The following is a 12,486-nucleotide window of genomic DNA, read 5'->3' on the forward strand; positions in this document are numbered from 1 at the left end:
TTAAAATAAAAAGTTAAAAAGCGAACCAACTTGGTTCGCTTTTCTTTTATAATAAATCTTGAATTGTTTTTTTAATTGAATTAACATCTATTCCACAAACTTCTTGTAATTGTTGAATCGTACCGTGATGTATAAACTCATCAGGAATTCCTAATAGTTTCATTTTTCCTTGATAGTTTACTTCATAAGCATATTCTAATACTTCACTTCCAAATCCACCTTTGATAGTGCCATCCTCAACAGTGATAATGGTATCAAATTTGTTGAAAATAGTATCTAAAAGTTGGGTGTCTAAAGGCTTTACAAAGCGTAAATCGTAATGTGCAACCAATTCTTTATTTTCAAATTGATTAATCGCTTCAGAGATATTATCAGCAATAGTTCCTACAGACAACATAGCTACTTGATTTCCTTCTTTCAAACAAGCTCCTTTTCCTATTTCAATGTTTTCAAAAGGAAGCTGCCATTGTTCTAGTTTTCCCTTACCTCTTGGATAACGAATTGCAATTGGATGCTCTAACCCTTGTTGAGCGGTAAACATCATATTACGCAACTCAATTTCGTTACGAGGAGCAAAAACAATTAAATTCGGAATAGAACGTAAGTAGGCTAAATCAAAAACACCGTGATGTGTTGCTCCGTCTTCACCTACTAATCCAGCTCTGTCTAAACAGAAAATTACAGGTAAGTTTTGTAGAGCTACATCGTGAATTATTTGGTCATAAGCACGCTGTAAAAAAGTAGAATAAATGTTACAAAAAGGAATTAGTCCTTGAGTTGCCATACCTGCAGCTAAGGTTACAGCATGTTGTTCAGCAATACCTACATCAAAAGTACGATCAGGAAACTCTTGCATCATAAATTTTAACGAACTTCCAGTTAACATAGCAGGCGTAATGCCTACGATTTTTTCGTTTAGTTGTGCTAGTTCAACAATGGTTTTTCCAAAAACATCTTGAAATTTGGTGTATTTACTTTCTTCTTTAGGTAATACATCCCCAGAAACTTTATCAAATTTTCCTGGGGCGTGATATCTTACTTGATCTTGTTCTGCTTGTCGTAACCCTTTCCCTTTGGTAGTAATTACGTGTAAAAATTTCGGGCCTTGAATTTTTTTTAATCGATCTAGTTCACGTAATAACTCTTCAAAATTATGTCCGTCTATAGGCCCTGAATAATCGAAGTTTAATGCTTCAAAAATATTATGCTGCTCAATCTCTAATCGAGGAGCTTTGATTTTTGTTAAATAATCTTTTAACGCACCTACCGATGGATCAATTCCAATCGCATTATCATTTAAAATAACCAAAAGGTTAGCATTGGTGTCTCCTGCGTGATTTAAGGCTTCAAAAGCCATTCCACTTGCGATAGAGGCATCACCAATCACCGCAATATGATGCTTTTCAATGTCTTGTAATTTTGAGGCAATTGCCATTCCTAAAGCAGCTGAAATAGCAGTAGAAGAATGTCCTACACCAAAAGTGTCGTACTCACTTTCTGAGCGTTTAGGAAATCCTGAAACTCCGCCAAATTGACGATTGGTATGAAAAACGTCTTTTCTTCCTGTTAAAATTTTATGTCCGTATGCTTGATGTCCTACATCCCAAACTAGCAAATCGTTAGGAGTATCAAATAAATAATGAAGTGCTATGGTTAGTTCAACCACACCTAAGCTTGCACCTAAATGCCCTTCTTTTGTGGAAACCACATCAATAATAAACTCACGCAATTCCTTTGCTAGTTGCGGTAGGTTTTCAGGTGTTAATTTCCTTACATCCGAAGGAAAACCAATATTTTTTAACAGCTTTTTTGGCATAGGACAAATGTAAGAAAACTTTGTTGTAGCTTTGTTGTATGAGTAAACTGTATTTGGTACCTACACCGATTGGAAATTTAGAAGATATTACGCTAAGAGCACTCAATATTTTAAAAGAAGTAGACTATATTTTGGCGGAAGATACACGTACAAGTGGGAAGTTGTTAAAGCACTATGATATTGCTACACCTATGCAATCTCATCATATGCATAATGAGCACAAAACGGTTGAAACGATTGTAAAACGTTTGCAGAGTGGTGAAACTTTTGCTTTAATTTCAGATGCAGGAACTCCTGCAATTTCAGATCCTGGTTTTTTACTTACCAGAGCTTGTGTACAAAACGATATAGAGGTGGAATGCTTACCAGGAGCGACCGCTTTTGTACCTGCACTGGTAAACTCAGGTTTACCGAATGATAAATTTGTTTTTGAAGGCTTTTTACCTGTAAAAAAAGGACGTCAAACACGTTTACAATTCTTAGCAGAAGAAACACGTACTATGATTTTTTATGAGAGTCCGCATAAATTATTAAAAACGTTAGCAAATTTTGCTGAATATTTTGGAGAGGACAGACAAATATCTGTTTCTAGAGAATTGACAAAATTGTTTGAAGAAACCAAACGAGGAAGTGTAAAAGAAGTGCTATCATATTATACTGAAAAACCTGCTAAAGGTGAAATTGTTATTGTTGTTGAAGGGAAAAAATAGGTTAGATTTTTGTATTATTTAATTCTTAAATTTTTAATTGTTGGTAAATTTATATTCTGGATACTGTTCTTCGAGAAGTTTTTTAGCTTTATTGGGTATGATTATTAAACTTATGTAACCAATAATAATTGCTAGTGTAGTAACAAAAGCTATGATTACAGAAGTAAATCCACTTAGGTTTTCATATGAACTAGGAGTTATAAATTGAAAAATGTAAAATAATAGAAATACAACATTTCCATGATTTTGAGTTTGTATAATATCCTCCAACATCCATTTTTTTCCTGTTTTTTTGAATTTTACATTTAATTTTTTCCTTTTTTTGAACAACATAAAAAACTCTATTAGGATAACTATAAAGAAAAATCCATTAAATAAATTTTTAGAAAAAGAAAACTGTAATAAAAGATAAAAGCAATAAAACATTGAGAATGTTAATACTATTTTAGGAATAGAAAACCACTGTTTTACAAAACCTAAAATAATTAGAAAATATTTTTTATTCATCTGTTTTTGCTTTTCTTCTACTACATTCATAAATCCAAACACACCAAATTTTTTAAACGATTTATCGCGAGCTTGCTCAAAAGTTAGTGTTGGATTTTCTTCCCAAATTTGTTCAATATCGTTGGCTAGATGATCTACCAGTTCTGTTTGGACATCATAATGCTCAACAAAGTGTTGACGTGTAAACTTGTACAAATGTTTTATATGTTGGTCGGTTAGTTGCATAGCTATTGAATTAAATACTGATATTTTTTTTCAATAAAATCTCTTTTTTCTAGAAAACTTTGAGAGAGTAAGTAATTAAAAATAAAAGCAGTTAGATAAACGTATATAGCACTTTTTTGATAATTACCATTATAAAAAATATCTAAAAAATTAGGAAAGTTTAAAGCAATAATAATAACAAATGAGCTTACAAAAGAGTAAGTTTTTACAATTTTAAGAAGCTTATATTTCTTTATAAAATTATAGGAAACATATGACGTATATACAAGATTTAGCATTAATGAACTAAAAATAAAAACAGAAGTTTCTTTAACATATTTAGGGCCAAAAAAGAAGCATATAAACGAAAAGAAAAGTATAACGAGTACATTTTTAGGGTATATGACTTTTTTTAAGATGTCTTTTAAAATAGTTTTAGTATAATACCAATGTAATTTTTTAGTTTGTTTTTCATATCGGTTTTTTAGAGCTTTTTTTCTGCTCAACATATACTTTATAAAAGGTACTTGAAAACCTTTGCCTTCAAAAAAAGCATTCGTATCTTCAACTGTATTTTCAATTTCAGTAGCAATATGATCTACCATTTCAAAACGGACCTCGATATATTCAATTCCTATTCCTTCTAAGAAGATGTCTATTCTTTTAATTTGTTCTTTTGTTAGTTCCATAGCTTAAACCAATACGTTAGGATATTGTTTTTTTATGGTTTGTTTATTTTGATAAAAGACATATTCACCAGACCAATAAAAAAGTAGTAATAAAACAAATACTCCTAAATGAATTAAATTATAATTAGTATTAATAAAACTTTGGTCGTTTCGGAAATTAAGACTACTGTTAAAAATGATAAAAAGAGAGTTTATAAGGTTTAAAAATATGTCTGACTTATTCAGAACAAGAAATTTATCTTTTTTACTTCCAATGTTAGTAGTTACTCGAATGAACAATTGTGCTATAATAAAAAGACCAATTCCACTAAGTAAATAGAAGAAATGTTCTTTATTTTCAAAGAGGTTCATTAATTCTTTAAGTAGATAAAAAATAGCAATTGTTATTATTAGTTTAGGGAATTTAAAAAATGATTGTAAGTGTACAAAAGCCAGTTTATAAAAGCGTTTGTGAACAGCATCGGTTTTTGTTTTTAATAGTTTTTTAAAACCTTGATCACTAAACTTTTTATGTTCTTCTATAATAGCTTTTTTAATATCTAATTCAGGTTCTTTTCCTAGGCGCTCTTCTAAAATTGAAGCAAAATGGTCTACTAATTCAGCTTTTATATCATAAAGTTTAATACCACAAGCATTGATATAGTTGTCAATTTCTTGTATTTGTTCTTTTGTTAGTTCCATTTGTAAGCATATTTTTTTACAGATAAGAAGTGGTTTTTATATAGCTTTATACCTAGTTGTACAGTAAAAGCACTAAATAGTAGCATTACCATTTGAACAAGGTCAAGATTACCCTTTTCAGTAAGAAAATCACCGAAAAGCATCAGGGGTAAAAGGATATAAGGTAATACTTGCGATTCAAAAAGAAAACGATAGGATGTTTTTTGTTTTGATTGCCATATTACGATGTAGCCTAAACTAATAATAAAAGATACAGTATAGATAAAAAGTTTTGCAAAAAAGTTTATTGTTTGCGCATGTGAAGTAGTTACTTCTGGTTTTGAACTAAGTAATAAAAACATTAAAGCAATAGTCCCCCATATTTTAATAGCATGAGGTCTACCATATTTTTTCATTTTATCAATTATAATTTTTGGCTTACTATAGGCATAACCTAAATAAACACTAGATGAGCTTTCTAATAGAGTATTCCACTTTTTAATAGTGTTGCAAAAAGCATCTTCAAAAGAAGTGTTTTTGTTTATATTGTTTTCTAACTCTGAAACAATATGATCTAATACTTCAATTCTAATATCTATATAGTATACTTTTTTTACATCAAGGTGTTTTTCTACTCTTAGTATTTGTTTTTTTGTTAATTCCATAGCTAAAAAAATTATTCCAAACTAAATTTTGGGTTTACCAATTGTTGCATGGTGCTTAAAAACTCTTGCATTTCAGAAAGACGATGAGCTGTTTCTTTCGTGCCGCTTTCGGTGAGTTTATAATATTTACGTAAGCGATTACCAACTTTAGCAACTTCAACATCCAGCAATCCTTCGGCTTCTAATTTATGTAAAGCTGGGTATAAAGCTCCTTCAGTAATCTTTAATTCACCTTTGGTAAGCTCTTTTACTTTTTGCGTTATTTCATACCCGTACATTTTATCATTTTGAGCTAATAATTTTAAAATAATAGTTTGTAATGATCCTTTATATAGTTTTTGATTTCCCATGATTATGAGTTTTCTTATGCCTAAGATTTTTAGGTATGCAAATATACATAATTTACTTATGTATAAAAATCTTAAGTGTACTTTTTGTAAAACCCTAACTTTTGTTAGTATTGAGTTTGTTATTTTTGCTGTTCAAATTAGACTACATGAGTACTTTTTATAAACTAACAATAGAAGAAATAATAAAAGAAACAAAAGATGCTGTTTCAATACTTTTTAATGTTCCTGCAGACTTAAAGAGCAAGTTTCAATTTATAGCAGGGCAATACATTACTTTAAAAGCAATAATTAAAGGAGAAGAAGTTCGTAGAGCTTATTCTATATGTGCTGCACCGAAAAGTAATCAACTAAAAGTAGCAGTAAAAGCTGTTGAAAACGGGAAATTTTCAACATTTGCAACTACTCAATTAAAAAAAGGAGATGAATTAGAAGTAGCAGTTCCTGAAGGAAAATTTATATTAACTCCTGAAAACAACAAAAATTATATTGCTTTTGCAGCAGGTAGTGGTATTACCCCTGTATTGTCAATGATTAAAAGTGTTTTAGAAGATTCATCATCAACCTTTACACTAGTTTATGGGAACAAAAGTATTAATGATACTATTTTTTATAATGATTTAAATTTATTACAACAAGAGTATCCCAAACAATTTAACTTACATTATGTGTATAGTAGAGAGCGTAAAGAGAATACATTGTTTGGAAGAATTGACAAAGGACACATAAACTACTTTGTAAAGAATCTTTATAAAGAAGTAGTGTTTGATGCAGCTTTTTTATGTGGACCAGAAGAAATGATTAAGATAGCTTCTGAAACACTTAAAGAAAATGGTTTATCAAAAAGCGCCATTCACTTTGAATTATTTACAGCTTCTACAGCTGAGGAAAATACAGATTTAATAAAAGAAGGAGAAACAGAAATTAAAGTAGTATTAGATGATGAAGAGACTAGTTTTACAATGAAGCAAACAGATACTATTTTAGCCGCAAGTTTACGAAATAAATTAGATGCTCCTTATTCTTGCCAAGGAGGTGTTTGTAGTAGTTGTATTGCAAAAGTTACAGAAGGTAAAGCTGTTATGACCAAAAACTCTATTTTAACTGATGATGAGCTAGAAGAAGGTTTAATACTTACTTGTCAAGCACATCCTACGACGCAGAAAGTTGTAGTAGACTTTGATGATGTATAAGTAAAACCGTAACTTTATAAAATGGATTTTTACGACTTTAAAAACGCCTTCTTTGTTGGTGTTTTCATGGCTTTTATGATAGGGCCAGTATTTTTTATGCTCATTAAAACAAGTATTTTAAAAGGTGCTCGTGCGGCAATAGCCTTTGATATAGGTGTGATCTTAGGTGATATTTCATTTATGTTAATAGCCTATTTTGGAAGTAGAAGTCTGTTGGAAAAAATAAAAGATGATCCACGCTTGTTTCTTATTGGAGGATTGGTGCTTATTATTTATGGGTTAATTACTTATTTAGATAAAAATAATAAGAAAGAAGCAGAAGCTCCTGATGTTGTTTTACCAGAAAGCAATAATTATTTAAAGCTTCTTTTTAAAGGTTTTTTCCTAAATTTTATAAATATAGGTGTATTAGCCTTTTGGCTTGGTTTAATCGTGGTTATAGGACCAACATACGATATGAATCCTAAGTACTTAGTTTGGTATTTTGGTACTGTAATAGCAGGCTACGCAATTACAGATTTAGGAAAAATATTACTTGCTAAACAATTAAAAAGTAGGCTAACTCCATTAGTTATTTATCGAATAAAACGAGGAATGGGAGTATTGTTAATTGTTTTTGGTGCTGTATTAATGCTAAAAGGATTTATTCCTGAAAGTAAGATTGATAACCTGATAGAAAAAGTAGAATCAATAGATTAAAAACCAATAATTATTTTGGCTATTGAAAAGTAGATTAAGATTCCAAAAATATCATTACTTGTTGTAATAAAAGGTCCTGTAGCAATAGCTGGATCTATGCCTCTTTTATCTAAAAATAAAGGAATAAAAGTACCCACTAAACCAGCTACAATAATTACTGCAAATAAAGAAGATGAAATAGCAGAGGCAATTGTTATGTCTCCTTTCCAAACCCAAATAAAGAAAAACAAAATAATAGCTAAAACAAGTCCGTTTACAGCAGCTAAAGACATTTCTTTTAATAACCTATTAGTAACACTTCCTTTTACATCATCATTAGCTAAGCCTTGAACAATAATGGCAGAAGATTGTACCCCTACATTACCAGCCATAGCAGCAATAAGAGGTGTAAACATAAAGAGAACAGCATTATCTTCTAAAGCACCTTCAAAAAAACCCATAATTCTTGCTGCTCCAATACCTCCAATTAAACCTAAGAATAACCATGGTAATCGAGCTCGCGTTAATTGTAAAATGCTATCTTCGGAGTCAACATCTTGAGTAATACCTGCGGCTAATTGATAATCTTTTTCAGCTTCTTCTTTAATTACATCAACAATATCATCAATAGTAATTCTACCTACCAAAACACCTAATTCATCCACAACAGGAATAGCTTCTAGGTCATATTTACGCATGATGTTAGCTACATCTTCCGCATCGTCGTGTACATGAACAAAATCTACTTTTGGAATGTAGACATCTGAAATTTTAGAACGAGTAGACGCCATTAACAAGTCTTTCAAAGACAAACGTCCTTTTAGCTTACCTTCATCATCAACTACATAAATAGAATGAACTCTAGTAACCTCTTCTGCCTGCAGTCGCATTTTTTTAACACAAGTAAGCACATTCCAATTCTCATTAACTTTTACAAGCTCTTTTGCCATTAAACCTCCAGCAGAGTCTTCATCATAACGAAGTAGCTCTACAATTTCTTTAGCGTGCTCTCTGTCTTCAATTTTTTGAATAACAGCTTGTTTTCGCTCTTCAGGAAGTTCGGCAATAACATCGGCAGCATCATCGGTATCAAGTTCATTAACCTCTTCGGCAATTTCTTTGGCAGAAAGTTGTTCAAAAACTTTTTCACGAACCTCTTCATCAACTTCCATTAATACATCTGAAGTTGTTTCGCTATCTAATAAACGTATAATGTAAACTGCTTCTTCAAAAGTGAGTTCATCTAAAACTTCAGCAATATCAGCATAGTGAATATCTGAAAAAACTTCAGAAAGAGCTGTGTCTTTTTGTTGCTGAATCAGTTCTTTTACGTTTTCTAATAAGTCTTTTGTGATTTCTAGTGCCATTACTTGCAATTTTGCTCGATAATCGAGGTTTTGAATATGTTGAAATCTAATTCAAAAAGAAGACTTGTTCTTGTCTAAAAAGGACTCTTAACTATTATTTTGAGCTATTTTTTGTGTCAACTCAATGAATTTTTGCACCGATAATTGTTCGGGACGCATCGCAAATATAGGGTCTTCTTTTAAGGTATCCGAAAGATTAAAAGATTTTAAACTGGAACGTAACATTTTTCTTCGTTGATTGAAAGCTGTTTTTACCACTCTAAAAAATAATTTTTCATCAACAGGAAGTGTATAGTTCTCTTTTCTGATAAGTCTAATAACTCCAGAATCTACTTTTGGTGGTGGATTGAATACAGAAGGAGGTACGGTAAATAAGTATTCAGCATTGTAAAAAGCTTGTGTTAATACCGAGAGTATTCCGTAGGTTTTGCTTCCTTCTTTTTCTGCAATTCGTTGAGCAACTTCCTTTTGAAACATTCCTGAAAACTCAGGAACAAATTCGCGGTTTTCAATAGCTTTAAAAACGATTTGAGAAGAAATGTTATAAGGAAAGTTACCAATAATGGCTACTTGTTGCTTATCAAATATTTTGGTAAAGTCTTTTTTTAAAAAATCACCTTCAATAATGGTAAACTTCTCTTTTGAAGTGTCTAACTTAATATGTTCAACAGGAAATGTTTCTTGTAAATAGGTTACCGATTCTGAATCTAGTTCCATTACGGTAACCTTAGTTTTTTTTTCTAATAAATACTTTGTTAAAACCCCCATTCCAGGACCAATTTCTAATACATTATTGTATCCGTTTTCAGTTAAAGTATCAGCTATTTTTTTTGCAATGTTTTCATCGTTTAAAAAATGCTGTCCTAAATGTTTTTTAGCTCTTACGGTCATTTTTATTGTATCTATTTGGTTGGCGATTTTATTGTTAACGCTATAAATGTTAGTCCAAAACCTATCCCACTAATTACTCCACTAATGGTTTCCCAAGGATTATTTTCATAAGTGCAATACCCCATGACTCCACCTAAAGTTGCTATGAGTATGCCTATTATTATAAGTAGTTTTTTCTTTTGATAGATTTTTTCTTGCATCTCTAGTTACTATTCACTGTAGGATAAAATTCATTTACTATTTTCAATTCAGTTCGAAAAGCAAGCATTTTATCAGCAAACTTTTTTAATCCGTCATTACGTAGTTTGTCTGCGCTATATTTATAATAGTTATCTAAATCTTCACGTGTTTTCGCGGTATATTGAATAGAGTAGGTAATACCTCCCATTTCTTCCTCAACCAACACTTGTGTCATTTTAGCACTTAAAAAGTGTCCTGTAGCTAATACTTCAGGTATATGGCTTTCAATCCATGTTAACCATTCTGCATGTATACTTTCGTCTATATTTATTGTTACGTTGTATATGTACATTTCTTTTAATTTGGAAGTTTGAAAATAAAGTAATTGATAAATTTTCAAACTTGGTTTATTAAATATCGTCTCCTCTTAATTTTCTAAATTTTTTTCGAGCTTCTACTAGGTAGATACTCGAAGGGTGGTCAAAAATAATCTTTTGATAGTATTCTTTAGCCTTTTCTAAGTTATTTAATTCGTTATTATATAATTCAGCCATGTGATAATATACATCGTCAACGTAAATGCCTTTTTTATCTAGGACTATTATTTTAGTGTAATTTAAAATAGCCTTATCATATTGTTTCTTTTTAACAAATAATTGAGCTTGTTTAAATAAAGCTTCATCTTCAATAGGTTGCCCACTGTAATTAGTAATTATATTACTTAAAATAGCTATTGCTTCGTCATTTTTATTTTGATAAGTTAATAAATCAGCTTTCGCATATTCTTTTAAACCTGTACCAATGCTATCTTTAGGCTCGTTATCTGAAATTGTTAAGAACAAATCGGCAGCATCATTGGCAATAAGCTGTGTAGCAGATCCTTTTAGAACTTTTAGTTGAGCTTTTGCCCAAGTAAAATCATTTTTAAAGTAGGAAGCTTGCGCTACTTTAAAGCGGGCTTCTTGACCTATGTAATTATTTTTGAACAGTGTTTGAACTTGAGAAAAATAAATTAGCCCTTTGTTAAACTTACCCATATAAACAAAAACATCACCAAGTTTAAGTTTTATAGTTGCTTTTATAAATTTTGAATTGGTAAAGTTTAAGGCATTCTTTAAAATGATAGATGCTTCTTCTGGATTGTTTTTTGTAAAGGTTAAGTAATTAGCATACTCTATTTGTGTGAAAAGTGTTTTTGAGTTAATTCCGTATTCTTTGAAGATGGAATTAAAACGCTCTTCTACATCAGGTTGTTTTGTCTCAATTGCTATTTTTAGGTTGTTGTTTATGGCATTGAACTTATCTCTTGGGTAATTCGTTTTCTCAATAATAAGATCAAAGCACTCTTTTGCAGTTTCATAGTCTTTATTCTCTAAAGCTATTTTACCTAAATCATTAATTTTACCCAAATTATCAGGGTTTCTTGCAAGTAATGCTTTGTTTTGAATAAGGGCTTTGCTGTATTGCTTTTGCCTAATAAATAACCAAGAAAGTAAATCGTTCCAAATATCTTTGGGGTTACTTATTGACTTTCGTAATAGCGCTTTTTTAAACAAAATGTTATTTTCCTCTTCGCTATCATCAGTTAAATATTTACCAGCATAACGTTTTACATTGTTGAGGTAGCTTTCGTTTTTATCAACCAGATCAATATACGACTTGAACATTTGTTCAAAATCTCCTTTTTCACCATAAATTTGTGCTAATTGAAATCCATAATTAGCTTTTGGGTTAATTTCCATTACTTTATTAAAAGCTTCAATAGCTAAATCTAACTTGCTGTAATTTTTAAATAAACCAGCTATTAAAGAACCATAATTAGCTTTTTTATTAATGGACTCAATTGCTTTTTGATAGTATTCATTAGCATCTTCTATTTTTTCTTGTCGTTCACTATTATAACCTAGAATTACATATAAGTAAGATAAGTTGGGTCGTTCTTTTAGTTTTTGAGTGAGTAAATTTTCAGCAGCTATAAATTGTTCTGTTTCTTGATAACAAGTAATTAGTTTTTTTAAATAGGTTGTATTATAGGGGCTTTGATCATACAGCCTTTTGTATAATTGAATGGCTTTTTCATACTCATTATTTCTAAAATAATTTTCAGCAATAATAAACTCATTTTGTTGTGCGTGACAAAATAAGCTTAAAATGAGTAAATTAAATAGAATAATGATTTTCTTCATTTTGGAAAAGTTTAAGCGTTTTGCTTTATGTTTAATTCAGCTAAGAGCGGTTTTATCTACCAAAAATACAGAACATAATTGTTAAAATACTATTAAAAGAGATGCTTTTTTAAATAGAAGTGTAACATTTTGGCACGAACTTTGTCTTATTAATAAAACAACTAAACAGTGTAAACTATGAGAAATTTTACGACACAATATGAGTTAGCAAAGCAGAATGCAAATGAATTTATGAGAAAAGGGCAAATACCTCAGTATTTTGAAGCTTTGTTAGAAATGAATAAATACAAGAGATTAATGGTAGCAGTAGTTGCCAATTAAACATATTTTTTTCAATGGGGATTGATTAATTAAAAATCCCAAGCATCGTAATTGAGGCTTGGGGTTTTTTCA

Annotated in this window: 15 protein-coding genes; 4 read left to right on the forward strand and 11 right to left on the reverse strand. The window is 30.4% G+C overall.

Features of this window, described 5'->3' with window-relative positions; translation table 11 throughout:
• Positions 1–46 precede the first annotated feature (46 nt).
• Positions 47–1,816: a 1-deoxy-D-xylulose-5-phosphate synthase gene (gene dxs, locus AC3VJB_RS12980; protein WP_497667225.1), complete on the reverse strand. Its 1,770-nt coding sequence runs from the start codon at positions 1,814–1,816 to the stop codon at positions 47–49.
• 38 nt (positions 1,817–1,854) lie between these two features.
• On the opposite strand from dxs, the gene rsmI reads away from it, so the two are divergent.
• Entirely contained in the window at positions 1,855–2,526 is a 672-nt protein-coding gene (gene rsmI, locus AC3VJB_RS12985) for a 16S rRNA (cytidine(1402)-2'-O)-methyltransferase (RefSeq protein WP_159488830.1), read from the forward strand.
• Between the two features lie 33 nt (positions 2,527–2,559).
• On the opposite strand, the gene AC3VJB_RS12990 is transcribed toward rsmI, so the two are convergent.
• Genes AC3VJB_RS12990 through AC3VJB_RS13010 form a run of 5 tightly spaced genes read right to left on the reverse strand, consistent with a single transcriptional unit; the run spans position 2,560 to position 5,601 of the window.
• Positions 2,560–3,258 carry a hypothetical protein gene (locus AC3VJB_RS12990; protein ID WP_253679190.1) on the reverse strand — a complete coding sequence of 233 codons (699 nt, stop codon included), beginning with the start codon at positions 3,256–3,258 and terminating at the stop codon, positions 2,560–2,562.
• A gap of 2 nt (positions 3,259–3,260) precedes the next feature.
• Complete coding sequence (locus AC3VJB_RS12995; RefSeq protein WP_497667226.1) at positions 3,261–3,926, reverse strand: hypothetical protein; 666 nt, start codon at positions 3,924–3,926, stop codon at positions 3,261–3,263.
• Positions 3,927–3,929: 3 nt separating this feature from the next.
• Positions 3,930–4,607 (reverse strand): hypothetical protein, encoded by a 678-nt coding sequence (locus tag AC3VJB_RS13000; protein WP_497667227.1) that lies wholly within the window; start codon positions 4,605–4,607, stop codon positions 3,930–3,932.
• A complete protein-coding gene (locus AC3VJB_RS13005; protein WP_173360461.1) occupies positions 4,598–5,251 on the reverse strand; it encodes a hypothetical protein in 654 nt (217 codons plus the stop codon). Before AC3VJB_RS13005 ends, AC3VJB_RS13000 begins: the two co-directional genes overlap by 10 nt.
• 11 nt (positions 5,252–5,262) lie before the next feature.
• Positions 5,263–5,601, reverse strand: coding sequence for a PadR family transcriptional regulator (locus AC3VJB_RS13010; RefSeq protein ID WP_159488839.1), 339 nt, complete (start codon positions 5,599–5,601; stop codon positions 5,263–5,265).
• A gap of 146 nt (positions 5,602–5,747) precedes the next feature.
• Here AC3VJB_RS13010 and AC3VJB_RS13015 point away from each other — a divergent pair, with 146 nt between their 5' ends.
• Together AC3VJB_RS13015 and AC3VJB_RS13020 are read left to right on the forward strand one after the other, a co-directional pair.
• Positions 5,748–6,791: a 2Fe-2S iron-sulfur cluster-binding protein gene (locus AC3VJB_RS13015; RefSeq protein ID WP_497667228.1), complete on the forward strand. Its 1,044-nt coding sequence runs from the start codon at positions 5,748–5,750 to the stop codon at positions 6,789–6,791.
• 21 nt (positions 6,792–6,812) lie between these two features.
• Entirely contained in the window at positions 6,813–7,490 is a 678-nt protein-coding gene (locus AC3VJB_RS13020; protein ID WP_047788161.1) for a LysE family translocator, read from the forward strand.
• Here AC3VJB_RS13020 and mgtE read toward each other — a convergent pair.
• The 5 genes from mgtE to AC3VJB_RS13045 all read right to left on the reverse strand — a co-directional run bounded on the left by mgtE (position 7,487) and on the right by AC3VJB_RS13045 (position 12,093).
• Positions 7,487–8,836 carry a magnesium transporter gene (mgtE, locus tag AC3VJB_RS13025; protein WP_047788162.1) on the reverse strand — a complete coding sequence of 450 codons (1,350 nt, stop codon included), beginning with the start codon at positions 8,834–8,836 and terminating at the stop codon, positions 7,487–7,489. The two genes, AC3VJB_RS13020 and mgtE, sit on opposite strands and share 4 nt — an antisense overlap.
• An 87-nt stretch (positions 8,837–8,923) precedes the next feature.
• Positions 8,924–9,727, reverse strand: a complete 804-nt coding sequence (gene rsmA / locus AC3VJB_RS13030) for a 16S rRNA (adenine(1518)-N(6)/adenine(1519)-N(6))-dimethyltransferase RsmA (RefSeq protein WP_047788163.1) — start codon at positions 9,725–9,727, stop codon at positions 8,924–8,926.
• An 11-nt stretch (positions 9,728–9,738) separates the two neighbouring features.
• Positions 9,739–9,927, reverse strand: a complete 189-nt coding sequence (locus AC3VJB_RS13035) for a hypothetical protein (protein WP_047788164.1) — start codon at positions 9,925–9,927, stop codon at positions 9,739–9,741.
• Between the two features lie 2 nt (positions 9,928–9,929).
• Complete coding sequence (locus AC3VJB_RS13040) at positions 9,930–10,259, reverse strand: DUF4286 family protein (protein ID WP_047788165.1); 330 nt, start codon at positions 10,257–10,259, stop codon at positions 9,930–9,932.
• Positions 10,260–10,317: 58 nt separating this feature from the next.
• On the reverse strand, positions 10,318–12,093 hold the full coding sequence (locus AC3VJB_RS13045; RefSeq protein WP_497667229.1) for a tetratricopeptide repeat protein: 1,776 nt from the start codon (positions 12,091–12,093) through the stop codon (positions 10,318–10,320).
• Positions 12,094–12,270: 177 nt separating this feature from the next.
• On the opposite strand from AC3VJB_RS13045, the gene AC3VJB_RS13050 reads away from it, so the two are divergent.
• Positions 12,271–12,414, forward strand: a complete 144-nt coding sequence (locus AC3VJB_RS13050; protein WP_164505161.1) for a hypothetical protein — start codon at positions 12,271–12,273, stop codon at positions 12,412–12,414.
• Positions 12,415–12,486 lie beyond the last annotated feature (72 nt).

The sequence above is a fragment of the Tenacibaculum sp. TB-53 genome (genome assembly GCF_059716285.2).